The sequence below is a fragment of the Pseudomonas sp. NA-150 genome, from assembly GCF_044336365.1.
Classification (GTDB): domain Bacteria; phylum Pseudomonadota; class Gammaproteobacteria; order Pseudomonadales; family Pseudomonadaceae; genus Aquipseudomonas.
This window is the reverse complement of sequence record NZ_CP172305.1, coordinates 2291506-2307269: the sequence shown is the minus strand read 5'-3', so window position 1 is coordinate 2307269 and position 15764 is coordinate 2291506. Positions and strand designations below refer to the sequence as shown.

Sequence of the window (15764 nt, the reverse complement as noted above, 5' to 3'; positions counted from 1 at the left end):
ATAATGGTCCCATTCTTGCTAAACGCCCTCCACCGTCGAGCCGGGCTCATCCGGCACCCCCGTAGGCATCTCCAGCGGCGTCGCAAAATTTAACCCAACCATGTACACCGGACCACTGCCCGGCTCGGTCAGCCCGGCCTGAGCACAGATGAAGTCGAACACCGCGTCGGCCTGGGCTTCTTCCACCACCACGCTGACAACCCGGGAGAGGGATGCTTCTGGCACCTTGTTGCGGGTTGCTTTGGCGGCCTGCAGTGCGGCCACACCGCGGCAGTGAACGCTGTCCGCGCGCGTAATTCCATGCGCCTCACGCAGCAGCTGCAGCAGGCGACGGTCCGTACCATCGTCGGGCAACACGCAGGTGATGAGTTTTGCAGCCCCGCCCGGTATGGCCGCACCCGCCGCGCTCACGAGGCTTTCCCTTGTTCCAGCATTTCGTGGGGGATATAGGTGGCCACTTTTTCGACTGGTGTCGCATAGATCATGCCGGCACCGGGAACATCCAGTTTGGCCGCGCGATAGATGGCCTCGAGTACCGCGTCCTGGTAGTCGGCAGCTACCAGCAGGCTGACCACCTCTTTCTCCGCATCGATGGCGATACTGAGCAGGCCAAGACGTTCACGGGGGCCAAACCCGTGGGCGTGGTAGACAATGGCGCCTGGCGCGCCCATGCCCTGGGCCGCACTGATCACCAGGTCTGCGCGCCCGACGGCGACAATGCAGGTGATCAGTGCAACGTCGGTAAGGTAGGTAATCCCTTCAGCCTTCATCCCGCTTCTCCCGTGCCCAATAATTGATTTGCAAGCTGTTCCGTGGCGGCCTTTGCCTGTCTCCACAACTGGATACGGGCCCATTGTCCGAGGAGCATGACACTGATGACAGGGCCGACGGATGCCATGCAAAGAATTCCGAAACCCTCAACGGCGTTGGTGGCATTACCCAGTCCCAGCCCCATGGCCAGAACGAGCGGCACGGTGATTGGCCCCGTGGTTACACCCGCGCTATCCCAGGCCACATTGACAAACTCTTCGGTCGAAAAAACCGTCAGTACCGCAGCGAATAGATAGGGGGGCACCACCAGCCACACCAGTGGCAGGTCAAACACCAGCTTGGCCACACCGACCGCAATACCGCTGGCGACGCCTATCGACACTGCACGTATGAGGCTGCGTTTGCGGATAAAGCCATTAGTCAGGGTCTCTGCAGTGACGCCGAGCGCATTCAGCGCGGGCTCGGCGACGGTTGCCCCGTACCCAAGCACCCAGGCGAAGGCCAACGCCAGTATCAGCCCCACCTGATACCTATAGAGCGGCGAGTTGTCCGCGCCGGGAACCTGCATGAAGGCCGCCGGAATCAGCGAACCCGCACTCCCTCCCAGTTTCGACAGACCGTAGGTCAGCCCGAGATTGAACACACACATACCCACCACGGTCAGAGCGATGCCGAGGAATATCTCGCCGCGCCGCGGCAGGCTCTGACGTAGCAGCAGTTTCAGTACGATCAGCAGGAATATCACCAAAGGCACGATGGCCCGCAGCCCAGAAATAATCTCCATTCCGGGGCTGACCGTGTACCAGGCCGCAGCCTGTTGTCCGCCCCCGGCAGCGGCCTGCGCCGCAGCCTGTTGTCCGCCCCCGGCAGCGGCCTGCGCCGCAGCGACGATTTCCGCCGGCGAGGAAATAGCCGACACGTACAGGGCCAGCAGCATTACCCCGAGGACGGGAAACAGCGAGGCCAGGGTGACAATACCGAATCCGGACAGCCCGGAACCGCCCTTGCCTGCAGCCGCCGCAATGCCGATGCCCAATGCCAATACCAGCGGCACAGTGACCGGCCCGGTGGTAACCGCCCCAGCATCCCAGGCCAGACCAATAACCTTCGCAAGCTCCGGGTCTCTGGCCATATACACCGTGAGCAGCAGAACGGGCACCAGCGATAAATAGATCAACGGCTTCAGGCTCCAGCCGTAAATGAAGCGGAGCGTGCCCGTTACAGCGGCCAAACCGACGCTGGCACCCACAACAAGAACCAGTTCGCTGGCCCACTGGTTGAGTATCGCCCAGAGGTAAGGCGCACGCTCCGCAGACACGTTCTGTCCGGCGGCGCGCAGCGCTCCAATAGCGGGTTCAGCGAAGGTCACCCCGATACCCAACAGCAGGGTAACCAGCAACACCACGGGCAGGGTTGACTTGCGGGGAAGGTTGCTGCCGATAATTTCGCCGAATGGCATCAGACCGAGTTTAAGCCCTTCCATGAACAGCATCAGCCCGACAATCACGGCCAACAGGCCACTCGTGACAAGCAGCGAGTCCTCCACCAACTGACGCAGGATGATGATCTGGAACAGCGTCAGGTACAGGGCCAGTGGCACCACGGCGCGAATCTGCTCCATCAAGCGGACATTGAGGTAGGGCTTGAGGATGGCGGCGATCTCGCTCCCGCGCAATTTTACAGCTTTATGGGGAGCGGCCTGCCAGCGGCCATCGGCATCGCGAACCGGTGCTGATACCAGCTCCCGCATAGGTATCTCGCGGCGACCCGCGCCGATCACGTGCAGGTAGTCAGCATAGCGAATGGAGTCTTTCATACGGTCATCTGCTCCGGTTGACTTACCAACGGACGACCAACAGACGGTCTCGTAGTGGCGCGATACTGGCTAGAAGCGTAGTAGTTTTTTAAGCCACGTCCAACTTAGCTAGCCCCCGGCAGGCAAGGCGTTGAGTTCAGCCTTGATATTGATTAGTGAATCGCACCCGATTTTCCAGACGCATCCACCGGTTGAATTCACGGCACATTTCAGCCCGTTGTGAGCGGTAGAAAGCGGGCCATTAGCGGACGGTCGGAGTGCCTACGAAACGAGGGACGATTCACACGCCTGGGCGCTACCTGCGCAATCTTCGGTAAATCAGCAATTCATCGAGCAGATGTTGCTTCAATCGTTGGAGCACAGGAGTTGTCGATCTCGCCTTGGACGATGATCGAGGTACATAGTATGTATAGCGCTGCTCCAATCAGCGGCCAGCCCTCGACGCTTGCTGGCTGCGGCGGGATGCACCCTGTGCATCATCCCGTTGTGCGTCCAGAATGTGCTTGGGTGATCGCATGGAGGTGCGGCTCGATCTTGTTGTCGGGTTGACCTTGTGCATTCCGAGAGGAGCTGCCCAGGGCAAAGTTTGAAAGCTCATATGCTGCAAGATCCGATTGCCGCTGAGTTCATGCTTGACCACCGCCAGCAGATGCAATCCCACCAGCAAGCCCAGAAGTTCGGTGCTGTTCCGATGTGCAGTATGGAAACCCTGCAACAAGTCCGGGCGGGTGAGCAGTTGTGGCAGGGTCAGCCAGTCGAAAACTACGATCGGTCGATCCATCATCAGCACGCCCGTTACCAAGACCAGGCCGGTCACCAGGTAAATCAGGTTGTGGACGAATGCGGCCAGGAGCTCACCCGGCCCGGGTGAGTGTTTACGTAGATAATCAATGCGCAAAACGGCGCGCATGAGAAAGAACGGTATAAACAATGTTGTCAGCGAAATATTCAAGGCGGTCAGTGTCAACTTTACCCCTGGCGGTACATCGAACAGGGTCACGTAAGTGCCGGCGCATAACGACCATAGAATAACAAAGGCCGATAGCCAGTGCAGTGCGATTTGCGCACTTGAGTATTTATTCTGGCGCATGGAAGTTTCCTCGCGATAAGGGTAGGCAATTCCTCTTTGTGCGAATCAATGGTCCAACTAGTCAGGCCATGGGGGCTACTTGCTGTTCCCCGATCCTTCACCCTCCATGAGTGGGGTGAGCTCACACATCAAGGGTGTTGCAAAATGTGTGACAAAGAGTGCAATAAGGTTTGTAGGTCTCGTAAATACTGGTTTTTAGTTGTGGCGTGGTGCCGCTGGAGACCTTCCACTAGTGGGGATGGACCCGTTAATGGGTGAAAATACCCCGAGCCTGAGGGGTTATTGTTGCTGTTCCTTCAGGCAGGATTCCGCTGGATACCGAAACCATAGCGATGGACAATTTAAATTTTGCAACTGGTCAAACCCAGGACGTTGCCAATTGCATCGCCCTAAGTTTGTAGGTAGCTGTGAATGGTTCCTTTTGGCCGACTCAGGCCTGTCGCACCTGGCAAAAGTCTGCCGCGCGAAGTCGGCCGAATGCTCCAGTGAAACACTGGGGCGATTCAATCTAGCCTCACGGCGTAGCTGAGCATTCCACTACCTGGCCCTGCCAGACGCCTTGTCGTCGGCGCGCAATCACCAGGCAATCGCCCGTACCGGCTGCGCTCACCACTCGTTTTCCACCCGGAGCCCAGAACGCACTTCGCCCCGCGCAGGCCCAGCCTCCGGAAGGGCCGCCATGATTGGCCATCAATACCCCCAGCGAATGTTCCCGGGCGTAGTCCTCCAGCAAGCCACTGTCGTGTGGGTAGCCGTTTTCGCTGATCAGCACACTGGTGGCGTACACACCGGCGCCAGCGTGCGCGGCGGCTTGCGCATGGCTGGCATGGGTAAAGTCTGCGCAGACGGACAGCGCTATGTGCTCAGCCTTGATGTTCAACAACGCACCACCATCGCCCGGACTGAACACAGCCTCTTCGCCCGGATGAAGATGCTGCTTGGTATACGTGGCCTGCGAACCATCGGCGGCAAAAACAAGCGCGCCAATCAAGATCGCGTCGCTGCCAACCTGGCGCAGCGGCAGGCCGACCACAGTGGTCATTCCTGACTGCTTCGCCAGCTCACGTAGCGGTTGCAAAAGTGCCACGTCCGGCGTTTGCGCTAACTCACGCGCGAGCGACGGTTCATAGCCGGTCAGGGACAACTCCGGGAACAACAGAAACTCGACACCCTGCTTGGCGGCATGGCGCATGAACTGCACATGGCGATCAATGTTGGCGTTGAGGTCGCCCGCTACTGAGCAATATTGAGCAGCGCAAATATCGAGATTTTTCATAGAGCTTCAGGTCACGAAAAGTTGCGGTATTAGAGCATGGATTGTCGTTGGCTTCATGGCCTCAACCAGCCCTCGGGGGCTGTACCTCAGCCCTGCGCTTTTAAAAACAGGGAGAACAGCTCGGACTGAGATTTGATGCCGAGTTTGCTGTACATGTGCTTGCGATGGACCTTCACGGTCTCGGCGGAAATCGTCAGCTTGCGCGCGATCTCCTTGTTCGAGCAGCCGCTGAGCATCAGCCGGCCGACTTCCAGTTCGCGGGCGGTGAGCGGCGTGTCCAACTGCTGATCGGCAGAGTCCAGCCAGTTCTCCCAGCTTGGCGTCGGCGACGCGGTCGGCTCCTGTACCTCTCGCTCGAATGCCATGCGCTGACGCATCAGTCCGGCTACCCAGGATTGCGTCAGGGTGAGCAGGGCAATCTGCTCTGGACTGAAGAGGCCCTCGCTCCCCAGCGATAGGCTGAGGGTGCGTTCCGCGTCGAGCTGGACGTTGATATGGACCTCGTCGGCCACGACGTTGAGGCGGAAATAACGCTGGTAGTAGTCGGTCTGCTCGAAGCACTCCGGGGCCACGTCGGCCAGCCAAACTATAGCGCTCTGAGGCGCTTCTCGGTTGGCCAGATAAAAGGGATCGAGCAAGTACAGCCTGTTGAGGTAATCCTGGAAGAGCGGGTCCGGCCCGCCATCCTTGCCAGGACATTCTGCAAGCACTTGCGGCCGGCCATTGCTGAAAATCAGCACCACCCAGCTGTCCACCGCAATGTATCGGCCCAGCAGGCGTACCAGGGCCAGCCAAAAATTTGGCCGGTCAAGTACCTCGATCAGCCTGCCAACCGCCTGGTGCCAGGCCATATCCTGCAATGTCATGTTCACTTTTCTACCCATACGAGGTTACCCCGTCGACGTGATTACTTTCGGTTTTATGGCGCTCCATACTCTTTCCAGCCCTGGCGGGTGCTGTTCAGTTTGGCGATAGCGAGCCCATTTACACGTCGAAGGATCACCGATGAAGATTGAACTCGTACAACTTTCCGGTCGCGATGGCGATACCGCTTATAACCTAGAGCGCACGTTGCAAGCCATCGCTACCTGCGCAGTGGACACTGATCTGTTGGTATTTCCGGAAACCCAGTTGATGGGATTCGCCAACGCGCAACAGCTTGCCGAAGTCGCCGAACCTCTGGACGGTCCGAGTGTGCAGGCGGTACAGCGCGCCGTACGCGAACACAACGTGTCGGTGCTGGTCGGCATGGCTGAGAACGACTCTGGCACCTACTACAACACCTCTTTGCTCGTCACCCCGGAAGGGGTCGCCCTGAGCTATCGCAAGACTCACCTGTGGCCATCGGAGCGCGGACTGTTTCAGCCGGGAGACCGCTTTGTCACTGCGCTCTGGAAGGGAGTCCGTGTCGGCATCCTGATCTGCTACGACATCGAGTTGCCGGAAAGTGCGCGAGCCCTCGGCCAACTTGGCGCCGAACTGATCCTGGTGACTAACGGCAACATGGACCCCTACGGTCCGGTCCACCGCACCGCGATCATCGCTCGCTCCCAGGAAAATCAGGCATTCGCGGTGATGGTGAACCGAGTCGGCGACGGCGATGACGGGCTGGTTTTTGCCGGGGGCAGTACGGTGATCGATCCTTTCGGGCGCACGCTCTTCGAAGCAGGGCGCGCAGAGTGCCGTCAGATTGTCGACCTGGACCTGGACCTGCTGCGCACCGCCCGCCACGACTATGACTACCTCAATGACCGGCGCCTGTTCCTGACTGGCGAACAGATCGAACACGCGGATGGTCGCCGTGAACTACTGATCCCCGCCCTGCCACAACAATAATTCACACACTAGCAGGAGCAGCGCGCGCGTCCACCGACCCGCCGCTAACGCTCTGGAGCACCCCCGATGAAATCGACTCGTTATATGCAATTCGCGTTGGCCTCGCTTCTCAGTGTCGGCCTGGTCGGCGCCCACGCCGACGAGCCCGCGCTCCCGACCGTGCACATTTATAATTGGTATGACTACATCGCTCCGGACACGATAAAAAACTTCCAGAAAGAAGCAGGCATCAACGCTGTGTACGATGTGTTCGACAATAGCGACGTCATGCAAAGCAAGCTGATGGCCGGCCGCAGTGGTTATGACGTGGTGGTCGCCTCAGGTGACCTGCTACCCAACCTGATCAAAGCGGGTGTGCTCAAGAAACTGGACCGCAGCAAGTTGCCCAACTGGTCCCACCTCGATCCGGACATTCTCGCCAAGTTGCAGAGCAATGATCCCGCAAACAGCTACGCGGCACCTTACTTGTGGGGGACTACGGGCATCGGTTATGACGCGGACAAGGTCAAGTCGATACTTGGCCCGGATGCACCGGTCAACTCTTGGGACCTGATCTTCAAGGAAGAAAACCTGGCCAAACTGAGTCAGTGCGGTGTGGCCATGCTGGACGCGCCTAACGAGGTCATTCCGATCGTGCTGCACTACCTTGGGCTGCCCTACAACAGCAAGAACCCGGACGATTACAAAAAGGCCGAGGAGTTCCTGCTGAAACTGCGTCCCCATATCGTCTACTTCGACTCTTCCAAGTTCATCTCTGACCTGGCCAACGGCAACGTCTGTGTTGTGCTTGGTTGGGCCGGGGGCGTTAGCGATGCGCAAAAGGCCTCCTTAGCGGCCGGCAACAAACGCAACCTCGTCTACAGCATTCCACGCGAAGGTGCTCCGGTGTGGGTGGAAAGCCTGGTGCAGCTCAACGACGCGCCGAACTCCGAGCAAGGGTATGCCTTCATCAACTACATGCTGCGCCCCGAGGTCATCGCCGAGTCATCCAACTACCTGAGCTATCCAAACGCCAACAAAGATGCCACAGCGCTGGTCGAGCAGAAAATCCGCGACAACCCAGGGGTGTATCCGTCCAGGCAAGTCATGGACACGCTGTTCCCGCTGGAACCGCTGCCCTTGAAAATAGAGCGCGTACGCACCCGCGTGTGGAACACGGTCAAGACCGGCGCTTGATGGTCGACGTCTGCTCCGCGGCCGATCAGCCGCACCCTTTCCTGAAGCAAATCGAAAAAGAGAAAGAAACGATGAAAGAGACGATGAGGCCGCGTGCCCGCGACTTGAGCATTCAGTTCGGCCGACTGCAACCAGGGCCCTTCAACGCCATCACGGATGTCCCTGGCGTACGCGTCGGCCACTGCGATGTGCGGGGACGAACCGCTGGCGGCCGCGACATCCATACCGGCGTCACGCTGATCGAGCCACGCCCCGGTTCCACTAATCAACAGCCGTGTTTTGCCGGTGTGCATGTGCTCAACGGCAATGGCGACGCCACGGGTCTGGAGTGGATTCGCGAGGCGGGTCTTTTGACCAGCCCGATCGCCTTCACCAACACCCACAGCCTCGGGGTGGTGCGTGATGCGCTGATTGCGCTGGATCGTCAGCAGCAACCGGATGACGGTCGTCTCTACTGGAACATGCCGGTAGTGTTGGAAACCTATGACGGCCTGCTCAGCGACATCAACGGCTTCCATGTGAAGCCCGAGCATGTGGCCCAAGCCCTGCGCAATGCGGTGGGCGGTCCAGTAGTCGAAGGTGCGGTCGGTGGCGGCAGCGGCATGATCTGCCACGAATTCAAGGGCGGAATCGGCACCGCTTCGCGACGCCTGAGCCTTGCTCAGGGCGGCTGGACGGTCGGCGCCATTGTCCAGGCCAATCACGGCATCCGTCACGAATTGCGTGTCGATGGTTACCCCGTCGGGCGCTACATGGAACAGGTCGACTCGCCATTCCTCAAAGCATCCCTGCCTCATCCGGGCATGGGCTCGATCGTCGTCTGCCTGGCCACCGATGCACCGTTGCTGCCGCACCAGTGCACACGCCTTGCACAACGTGCCAGCCTTGGACTCGCCCGCACCGGCGGCGGTAACGAAGACCACAGCGGGGACATTTTTGTGGCCTTCGCCACCGGTAATAAGCACGTGCCGCCGGCCGCCTACGAAGGCAAAGGTGCGCCGACTTGCGACAACCTGAGCATGGTCAACAACGACCACATCAGCGAACTGTTCCTGGCCGCCACCGAAGCCGTGGAGGAAGCAATCATCAATGCCTTGCTGGCCTCCGACACCACCGAAGGCAACGGGCACGCGGTGCCGGGGCTGGATGCCGGGACACTGTTAAAAGCGCTGCGTCAGGCCGGCTGGCCGGGAGCGAAGTAGGCGAACTGATTGAGCCGGCTTGAGGGTGCGTCAGCCGGCAAACGCCCGGCGTCCGGCCCTCATCTCGGCGCGCAACTCACCCACCAGATCGGAGATTGCACGAATCGTAGTCAATTCGTCCGGCGATACGCCATTGACCAACAGATCAATACGCCCGGTGGCAGGCTCAAACACTTTGATGCGCAGTAACCCGTTGGAACTCACCGTGCAGTCGCAAGAAAGTGGCTGGAAGCCGGACTCTACAATGCTACAAAGGACTGAAATGGGAACCATGGCTGACGCCTCCGTGGCGGCTGGTCGAATTTAACCTGTTCAGGATAGATGGCCTTTTCGCATTCTGCGTCAGCCCATACTCACTAAAAGTGATACCTGCTTCTCACATTAGCGAGGTTGTAAACCGAGCAGCTCGCCGGGCAGCCGAGTCATTTATCAGTTGCACCCACTCCGGACGCAGCGTTTTTCGCGGCGCATCATCCTGACCTAAGGGAGGACAAGCTTCGTGTAAGGATCATTGGGGGCTGGCTCAGGCACTAAACGTCCATGACCATCTCATGCCAAGCCATTCCACCGTGGTCGGAAGGTGAGGGCTGAACGTAGCGATAACCCATTCGCTGATACAGTTCCACGTGGCGCTCCTTGCACATCAGGTGGATAGTTTTCTTGTCCAGTGCCTTCATGCGCTGGACGAACTCGCGCATCAAAAGTGTGGAGTAGCCCTTGCCTTGCTGAGCAGGATCTATCACCACTGACATTATCACGACGTTCGGCGCATCGGCAGAATGCCCCACAAGTTCCTTGAAAGCTTCATCGGACATCACTACATCGTGGGCGCAACCACTGTTGATAAAACCGATGACCCCCTCTTCATCCTCCAGGATCAGAAACCCTTGCGGGTACTGGTCAATGCGAGTCGCAATTTTCTCTTGGGTGGCTGCTTCGTCGCCCTCATAGGCACAGGACTCGATCTGGTAGCAGCGGGTAGCGTCTGAGAACGTAACGTTACGAAAGCGGAGGGTGGACATTGATATTCCTGATCTTGGGCTCGAAAGAGACGGGAGACTCTATGTTAGGGAAAGTACAGAATGCAGGTACTGCAATTTACTCAGGCTGTAATGAAGACTATGCACTCCGCCCTCCGCCGTCTCGATTTAAATCTCCTGCTGGTGTTCGATGCGGTTTATCGCCACCGCAGCGTCGTGGCAGCCGCCGATGAGCTTGCCATCAGCCCTTCTGCCTGCAGCCATGCGCTTTCGCGAATACGCCATTCACTTGCCGATGAACTCTTCATCCGCACTGGCAACTCAATGCATCCCACCGCTCAGGCGGAGCAGATAGCAGAAGGCGTCGCAGATGCCCTGCGCATCCTCACAAATCAGCTGGCCGATCCCGAGCCGTTCGCTCCTGCAACCAGTACGCAAACATTCGTTTTCGCAGCGACCGACTACGCCGTCTATGCACTGCTGACACCTTTGATCTCCAGGCTTGAGAAAATGGCGCCCGCACTCAAGATCAAGGTGCTTTATCTGAATCGGCAAGAATGCCTGACTGACTTAAGGGAGGGCCGCGTGCACTTCGTGCTCGATGCACGGCATGATCAGGAAAATAAGCTCGACGGCCTGGAGGTGCTCGACTGTTTTACCGATGACTACGTTGTGGCTGTGCGCAAAGGCCATCCACGAATTGACACAAGCCTGTCACTTGACCAATACCTTGGCGAACGACATATCGCCTCACTTCCCTGGAGCGATGTGGCCAGTGTGATCGACACGACGCTGGCTCGCCAAGGCTTGTATCGGGATGTAGCGGTGGAGCTACCCAGCGTGCTGGCAGCGCCCTACATAATCGCCACCACAGATTTTCTTTTCACCTTACCCCGCCGTGCAGTACTGCCATTCAGCAGTGCAGTCCCACTGGTCATTTATCCCGTGCCCTTCGAAACACCGCGCTACACCCTCGGTTTGCTATCCAATAAGCAGTATTCAAGCTCCGCCTCGCACCGATGGGTGCGTGAGCAAATGTTAGCGACGTTGAGCGCATCGTGAGGTATCCGGACGGACCGCTTTCGACCCAAGGCGGGTAAAAACGCCTGCCACTCCCCTCTCACCCGCTATATACAGAGAAGCTGAAAGATAAATATAATGATTATTATTTACAATTCACTGAGTCATCCCCTTGAACCTAGCGCAGCTTCTCACCCGCCCTTCGATGTCGGCTCCCCTTCAGTTGTCCGTTTTATCCGTTTCGTTGCTCTGCGCATCCAGTCTCTACGCAGCTGAGCAGATCACCCTTCCAGCCACGCCCATCGCCGCCGAGGCGGTCAATGCCGACACCAGTTACACCGCGACCACGGCCAGCACCGCCAGCAAGAGCGACGTACCGATCAAGGAAGAAGCGCAGACCGTCAACGTGGTCACCCACCAGACGATCTCGGACTACAGCGTGCGCTCGCTGGATGACGCCACCAAGTTCATCAGCGGCACCAGTCAAGGCAATACCTTGGGCAATACCAAGGACTCGGTGGTCAAGCGCGGCTTCGGCACCAACGATGATGGCTCGATCCTGCGCGACGGTGTGCGTTCGATCCTGTCGCACAACTTCAGCGCCACCGCCGACCACGTCGAGGTCCTCAAGGGCCCGGCCTCGCTGTTGTACGGGGCAATGGACCCCGGCGGCCTGATCAACGTGGTCAGCAAGCAGCCGCAGTACGTGCAAAGCACCACCCTCAGCGGCTCCGGCTACAGCGAGGGCGGTGGCACCCTGGGCGTCGACACCACGGGCCCGATTGGCGACACGGGCCTGGCCTACCGCCTGGTGGCCGAGCGTCAGCATGAGGATTACTGGCGCAACTACGGCGTCGATCAGCACACGCTGGTCGCCCCGTCCCTGAGCTGGACCGGCGACCGTGCCAGCCTGACCCTGGCCTACGAGAACAACGACTACAGCGACCCGTTCGACCGCGGCACCGTGTTCGTCAAGGGCCACCCGGCGAACGTTTCCTACGATAAACGCCTGGACGAAACATGGGCCAAGACCGAGGGCATCAGCCAGACTGCCACCGCCCGCTTCGAATACCAGCTCAGCGACGATTGGAAAACCCGTGTCACCTACGGCTGGAACGACGACCGCTACAGCCTTGCCATCGCCCAGCCCACCGCGCTGTCGGCCAGCGGTGTCCTGACCCGTCAGGCCAACGGCGGTCACTACGATTACGAAACCCGCTACGCCAGCTGGGACTTCATCGGTAACCAGCAGATCCTCGGTCAGGAGCATGACCTGTTGATCGGCGCCGACCAGGAAGCCGACGACCGCCATCGCGGCGACACCTACCGCAACACCGCCAAGGGCGGCTTCAACATCTACTCGCCCACCTATGGCAACCTGGCCGAACCCAGTGTGATCAGCCAGGCCACCAGCGACCTGAGCAACCAGTTGAACTCCGCCTCCCTGTACGTCAAGGACAACTGGCACTTGAACGACCGCTGGATTTTGGTGCTGGGTGGTCGCTACCAACACTACGACCAGTACATCGCCCAAGGCCTGGGCGCCACCCGCGCGGTCAACCTGGACAGCAACGGCGATGCCTTCGTGCCTCTGGGCGGGCTGGTGTTCAAGGTCAATGATGACCTGTCGCTCTATGGCAATTACAGCCGTTCGTTCGTGCCCAATACCACGGTTGATGACACTGGCAAGACCTTCGACCCGGAAGAAGGTCGCAGCTACGAAGTGGGCGCAAAATACGACCTCGCGCCGGGCCTGAACCTCAACCTGGCGGTGTACGACATCGTCAAAAAGAATGTCGTCACCACCTCGACGATCAACGGCCTGAGCGTCAGCGAAGCAGCGGGCAAAGTGGGTTCGCGCGGCGTGGAACTGGACGTGACCGGCCGCATCGCCGAGCGTTGGGACATGGTCGGTACCTACGCCTACGACCACACCGAAATCCTTGAAGACCCGACCGACAAAGGCAATCGCCTGAGCCAGGCACCGAAACAGACCGCCAGCCTGTATCTAACCCACCATCTGCAAATACCGTCCGAACTGGGTGACTGGCACGCGGGTGCAGGTGCCCGTTATATCGGGGACCGCGCCGGCGACAACGACAACAGCTTCTACATGAGCAGCTACACCGTTGCCGACGCCTTCCTGCGCTGGGACGTACCGGTGGACGGCTACAAAACGCGGTTGCAACTGAACGTCGATAACCTGTTCAACAAGGAGTACTACCCCTCCAGCACGGGTTCGGGCCAATTACAGGTCAACGTCGGCGAGCCGCGCACCGCCCGCCTGAGCGCCAGTGTGACCTTCTGATACGCCCTCTTCGCCCCCACCCAGTCCCCTACCCAGTCCCCCGGCGAAAGTACCCGGGGAAACAGGGGGCAGTTCAAGATTGCGGCTGAAAACCTGGCGTACTTACCGAGGTGGTCTCACCCGTCACCGGCAAGCTCTGCAAGACGGCGAAGACCACCTCCAGCAGAGTGAATCCAAGGATCAAACAGCTGGCGCCGTTGGCGACCGCGTAGAGTTGCCACACGGCAAACAAAGTTCTGGCCAGCGCATCGTAATGGCCCACCGTGCGGCTAGGGTGCCTGAGACGCCACAGCGACCAGACCACCACCACACTGCCCAGCAGGTTGGCGAACAGCATCGGGGTCACGTCCAGTGCAGGCACCGGGCGCTGCAATCCCAAGGCGTCGGATAACACGGCGAAGCCTTGCAGGCACAGCGTCGCGGTCCAGGGCGTCATGAATACGGCGGTTGCCAACAGGTCGTACCAGGCGCTGGCGCGGACGATGTGCAGATTGTGATTTGCGTTGACCATGTTCATCCCTCACAGTTTGGACCCTGAGGCTAAAGCCTGGGGTAAGGTCCAGAGTCAACACGGGAATCCATGATCATGAGAATCGGTGATGTCGCGAAATGCACGGGGGTTTCCGTGGACGCGTTGCGCTTTTATGAGGAGAAAGGGCTGATCAAGCCTCAGCGCACCGCCAATGGCTACCGGCTCTACCCGCAGGAAACCGTGCAATTGGTGGGCTATATCAAGCTGGCACAACAGCTGGGGTTTTCCCTCGCCGAGATCGGTGAAAACCTGCCGCTGCTGTGGAACAGCGAACAGGTGTCGAACGATCTTCTGGCAACTTTGTTCGCCCAGAAGATTGCGTTGCTGGATCAGCGTGTCGCGCAGATGCAGGCGTTGCGAGCGATGCTTGCCGAGCGCGCGGCGCAGGTGTGCCCGTTGTTGGATGCGGGGTGAGCCAACGATAGCCGGCAGACTCAGGGAGTGACCTGATAGCCGCGTTGCTGCATGCACGTGTTATAGGCGGAGGAAGCGGCAGCTGTGGTCTGCCGATCACTTCGGCGATCCTGGCGTTGCCGAGACCCGCCCACCACCATTCCCGCCACCGCAGCATCTTTCGACTGATTCTGCCGGTAATCCTGTTTTACATCCGAATCCAGATTGTCATACACCTTGGAGTTGGAACTGGCGCGCGCCCCGCTCACCGCCGCACCCGCAACTGCGCCGGTGGCGGCACCACGGGCGCGACCACCAGACTGCGAACTGGTGCTGGCGCTGTTCGAGGTGCCAGCCTGAGCCTGGCACGCGCTTGTGTCTTGCTGGATGAGCTCAGGAGACTGCCCTTTGAGCGGCGTTACGGTGCCGGCAGTGGCGTAAAGGCAAAAAATCGAGAGGATTGACGCTACGGAGGGCAAGATGGACTTTTTCATAAAAACTCCATGATTGTTTAGAGCGTTCTGGATCCTTCAGTTTAGCGTGACATCTCGACTACGGCCTCGGCATCGCAATGGCTGCGAAGCCTCTTTCATCGCTCGGACTTGCGAGTCTGGGTCAAGGGGTGTGCGGCGCTCACAATGATGTTTCTTCAATGTTGACTACACTTCCTCCGTCACCCTGCGCTCGGGAAACATACGTGAACGCTCAAGAGATTGTTCTCAGTCCAGAAAACAGGAAACTCGTCGGCCATGCAGAAAGGTAAGTTCGCTCTCAAAATCACGTACTGGTTCGAACAAGGCATCTTGGTGGCCGCTCAGGTCTTGCTGATGGCGGTGATTCTGGTGATGGTCATCCAGCTGTGGGTCATGTTTGCGTCCGATATCGTCGAGCGCGTTAGCAGCATCGATACCGTCCCGGAACTTGTGAAGTCAGTGCAGACCGCCTTTTCCGGCGTGCTGCTGATCATTCTCGGGCTCGAACTTATGGAAACGTTGCGCGTGTATTTCAAATCGCACCGCATTCGGCTGGAAACCATCCTGGCCGTTGCCATCATCGCTGTTGGCCGCCACGTAATTAATTTGGATGTGGAGCACATGACGGGCAGTTCGCTGGTGGGTGTAGCCGCGGTGGTGCTGGCGCTGGCGGGTGGTTACTTTCTGGTTCGAGGCAAGACAGCAGCGCTTGGCGATCAAAGCCCGCGGTCGGATCCGAATGTCTGATGTGCAGCCTGTCGGGTGTTTAGCGAGAGTGCGCAGATGTGTTCGTCAGCCGCTTACGCGAGTGACTCTTTTGCCGCCCGGTGCCCAGAAAGCGCTGCCCTGTCGATGCTGATCAACAGGGCGCAGCGTGCCGCTTAAACGTCT

At 59.0% G+C, this 15764-nt stretch carries 17 protein-coding genes; 7 read left to right on the top strand and 10 right to left on the bottom strand.

Going from position 1 to position 15764, the window contains the following annotated elements; translation table 11 throughout:
* Positions 1 to 18 precede the first annotated feature (18 nt).
* The 6 genes from ACF0H7_RS11065 to ACF0H7_RS11040 all read right to left on the bottom strand — a co-directional run bounded on the left by ACF0H7_RS11065 (position 19) and on the right by ACF0H7_RS11040 (position 5825).
* Positions 19 to 411, bottom strand: a complete 393-nt coding sequence (locus tag ACF0H7_RS11065) for a hypothetical protein (protein WP_397452791.1) — start codon at positions 409 to 411, stop codon at positions 19 to 21.
* Positions 408 to 770, bottom strand: coding sequence for a P-II family nitrogen regulator (locus ACF0H7_RS11060; RefSeq protein WP_397452790.1), 363 nt, complete (start codon positions 768 to 770; stop codon positions 408 to 410). The genes ACF0H7_RS11065 and ACF0H7_RS11060 overlap by 4 nt, the downstream gene beginning before the upstream one ends.
* Positions 767 to 2587 (bottom strand): DUF1538 domain-containing protein, encoded by a 1821-nt coding sequence (locus ACF0H7_RS11055; RefSeq protein WP_397452789.1) that lies wholly within the window; start codon positions 2585 to 2587, stop codon positions 767 to 769. The genes ACF0H7_RS11060 and ACF0H7_RS11055 overlap by 4 nt, the downstream gene beginning before the upstream one ends.
* Before the next feature lie 424 nt (positions 2588 to 3011).
* Positions 3012 to 3677, bottom strand: coding sequence for a cytochrome b (locus ACF0H7_RS11050; RefSeq protein WP_397452788.1), 666 nt, complete (start codon positions 3675 to 3677; stop codon positions 3012 to 3014).
* A gap of 514 nt (positions 3678 to 4191) precedes the next feature.
* Complete coding sequence (locus tag ACF0H7_RS11045; RefSeq protein ID WP_397452787.1) at positions 4192 to 4953, bottom strand: carbon-nitrogen hydrolase family protein; 762 nt, start codon at positions 4951 to 4953, stop codon at positions 4192 to 4194.
* Positions 4954 to 5039: 86 nt separating this feature from the next.
* Positions 5040 to 5825, bottom strand: coding sequence for a response regulator transcription factor (locus ACF0H7_RS11040; protein WP_397452786.1), 786 nt, complete (start codon positions 5823 to 5825; stop codon positions 5040 to 5042).
* Positions 5826 to 5958: 133 nt separating this feature from the next.
* On the opposite strand from ACF0H7_RS11040, the gene ACF0H7_RS11035 reads away from it, so the two are divergent.
* The 3 genes from ACF0H7_RS11035 to ACF0H7_RS11025 all read left to right on the top strand — a co-directional run bounded on the left by ACF0H7_RS11035 (position 5959) and on the right by ACF0H7_RS11025 (position 9167).
* Positions 5959 to 6789, top strand: coding sequence for a carbon-nitrogen hydrolase family protein (locus ACF0H7_RS11035; RefSeq protein WP_397452785.1), 831 nt, complete (start codon positions 5959 to 5961; stop codon positions 6787 to 6789).
* A gap of 66 nt (positions 6790 to 6855) precedes the next feature.
* Positions 6856 to 7965, top strand: coding sequence for a polyamine ABC transporter substrate-binding protein (locus ACF0H7_RS11030; protein WP_397452784.1), 1110 nt, complete (start codon positions 6856 to 6858; stop codon positions 7963 to 7965).
* Between the two features lie 83 nt (positions 7966 to 8048).
* Entirely contained in the window at positions 8049 to 9167 is a 1119-nt protein-coding gene (locus ACF0H7_RS11025) for a P1 family peptidase (RefSeq protein WP_397453878.1), read from the top strand.
* A gap of 30 nt (positions 9168 to 9197) precedes the next feature.
* Here ACF0H7_RS11025 and ACF0H7_RS11020 read toward each other — a convergent pair whose 3' ends face one another.
* Positions 9198 to 9440, bottom strand: a complete 243-nt coding sequence (locus tag ACF0H7_RS11020) for a DUF1652 domain-containing protein (RefSeq protein ID WP_397452783.1) — start codon at positions 9438 to 9440, stop codon at positions 9198 to 9200.
* A 257-nt stretch (positions 9441 to 9697) separates the two neighbouring features.
* Complete coding sequence (locus tag ACF0H7_RS11015; RefSeq protein ID WP_397452782.1) at positions 9698 to 10189, bottom strand: GNAT family N-acetyltransferase; 492 nt, start codon at positions 10187 to 10189, stop codon at positions 9698 to 9700.
* Between the two features lie 60 nt (positions 10190 to 10249).
* Here ACF0H7_RS11015 and ACF0H7_RS11010 point away from each other — a divergent pair, with 60 nt between their 5' ends.
* A complete protein-coding gene (locus tag ACF0H7_RS11010) occupies positions 10250 to 11209 on the top strand; it encodes a LysR family transcriptional regulator (RefSeq protein ID WP_397452781.1) in 960 nt (319 codons plus the stop codon).
* Positions 11210 to 11372: 163 nt separating this feature from the next.
* Positions 11373 to 13475, top strand: a complete 2103-nt coding sequence (locus tag ACF0H7_RS11005; protein WP_397452780.1) for a TonB-dependent siderophore receptor — start codon at positions 11373 to 11375, stop codon at positions 13473 to 13475.
* 73 nt (positions 13476 to 13548) lie between these two features.
* Here the strand turns inward: ACF0H7_RS11005 and ACF0H7_RS11000 are convergent, their stop codons facing one another.
* Positions 13549 to 13986 carry a hypothetical protein gene (locus ACF0H7_RS11000; RefSeq protein ID WP_397452779.1) on the bottom strand — a complete coding sequence of 146 codons (438 nt, stop codon included), beginning with the start codon at positions 13984 to 13986 and terminating at the stop codon, positions 13549 to 13551.
* Positions 13987 to 14061: 75 nt separating this feature from the next.
* Here ACF0H7_RS11000 and ACF0H7_RS10995 point away from each other — a divergent pair, with 75 nt between their 5' ends.
* Complete coding sequence (locus tag ACF0H7_RS10995; RefSeq protein ID WP_397452778.1) at positions 14062 to 14421, top strand: MerR family transcriptional regulator; 360 nt, start codon at positions 14062 to 14064, stop codon at positions 14419 to 14421.
* Between the two features lie 20 nt (positions 14422 to 14441).
* On the opposite strand, the gene ACF0H7_RS10990 is transcribed toward ACF0H7_RS10995, so the two are convergent.
* A complete protein-coding gene (locus ACF0H7_RS10990; protein ID WP_397452777.1) occupies positions 14442 to 14894 on the bottom strand; it encodes a hypothetical protein in 453 nt (150 codons plus the stop codon).
* A gap of 255 nt (positions 14895 to 15149) precedes the next feature.
* On the opposite strand from ACF0H7_RS10990, the gene ACF0H7_RS10985 reads away from it, so the two are divergent.
* Positions 15150 to 15620, top strand: coding sequence for a phosphate-starvation-inducible PsiE family protein (locus ACF0H7_RS10985; RefSeq protein ID WP_397452776.1), 471 nt, complete (start codon positions 15150 to 15152; stop codon positions 15618 to 15620).
* The last annotated feature ends 144 nt before the right edge of the window (positions 15621 to 15764 follow it).

Excerpts from the sequence above, each read along its gene's own strand:
- ACF0H7_RS11060 (WP_397452790.1), bottom strand. The coding sequence starts at position 770 with ATGAAGGCTGAAGGGATTACCTACCTTACCGACGTTGCACTGATCACC.
- ACF0H7_RS11055 (WP_397452789.1), bottom strand. The coding sequence starts at position 2,587 with ATGAAAGACTCCATTCGCTATGCTGACTACCTGCACGTGATCGGCGCG.
- ACF0H7_RS11050 (WP_397452788.1), bottom strand. The coding sequence starts at position 3,677 with ATGCGCCAGAATAAATACTCAAGTGCGCAAATCGCACTGCACTGGCTA.
- ACF0H7_RS11045 (WP_397452787.1), bottom strand. The coding sequence starts at position 4,953 with ATGAAAAATCTCGATATTTGCGCTGCTCAATATTGCTCAGTAGCGGGC.
- ACF0H7_RS11035 (WP_397452785.1), top strand. The coding sequence starts at position 5,959 with ATGAAGATTGAACTCGTACAACTTTCCGGTCGCGATGGCGATACCGCT.
- ACF0H7_RS11030 (WP_397452784.1), top strand. The coding sequence starts at position 6,856 with ATGAAATCGACTCGTTATATGCAATTCGCGTTGGCCTCGCTTCTCAGT.
- ACF0H7_RS11025 (WP_397453878.1), top strand. The coding sequence starts at position 8,049 with ATGAGGCCGCGTGCCCGCGACTTGAGCATTCAGTTCGGCCGACTGCAA.
- ACF0H7_RS11020 (WP_397452783.1), bottom strand. The coding sequence starts at position 9,440 with ATGGTTCCCATTTCAGTCCTTTGTAGCATTGTAGAGTCCGGCTTCCAG.
- ACF0H7_RS11015 (WP_397452782.1), bottom strand. The coding sequence starts at position 10,189 with ATGTCCACCCTCCGCTTTCGTAACGTTACGTTCTCAGACGCTACCCGC.
- ACF0H7_RS11010 (WP_397452781.1), top strand. The coding sequence starts at position 10,250 with ATGCAGGTACTGCAATTTACTCAGGCTGTAATGAAGACTATGCACTCC.
- ACF0H7_RS11005 (WP_397452780.1), top strand. The coding sequence starts at position 11,373 with ATGTCGGCTCCCCTTCAGTTGTCCGTTTTATCCGTTTCGTTGCTCTGC.
- ACF0H7_RS11000 (WP_397452779.1), bottom strand. The coding sequence starts at position 13,986 with ATGGTCAACGCAAATCACAATCTGCACATCGTCCGCGCCAGCGCCTGG.
- ACF0H7_RS10995 (WP_397452778.1), top strand. The coding sequence starts at position 14,062 with ATGAGAATCGGTGATGTCGCGAAATGCACGGGGGTTTCCGTGGACGCG.
- ACF0H7_RS10990 (WP_397452777.1), bottom strand. The coding sequence starts at position 14,894 with ATGAAAAAGTCCATCTTGCCCTCCGTAGCGTCAATCCTCTCGATTTTT.
- ACF0H7_RS10985 (WP_397452776.1), top strand. The coding sequence starts at position 15,150 with ATGCAGAAAGGTAAGTTCGCTCTCAAAATCACGTACTGGTTCGAACAA.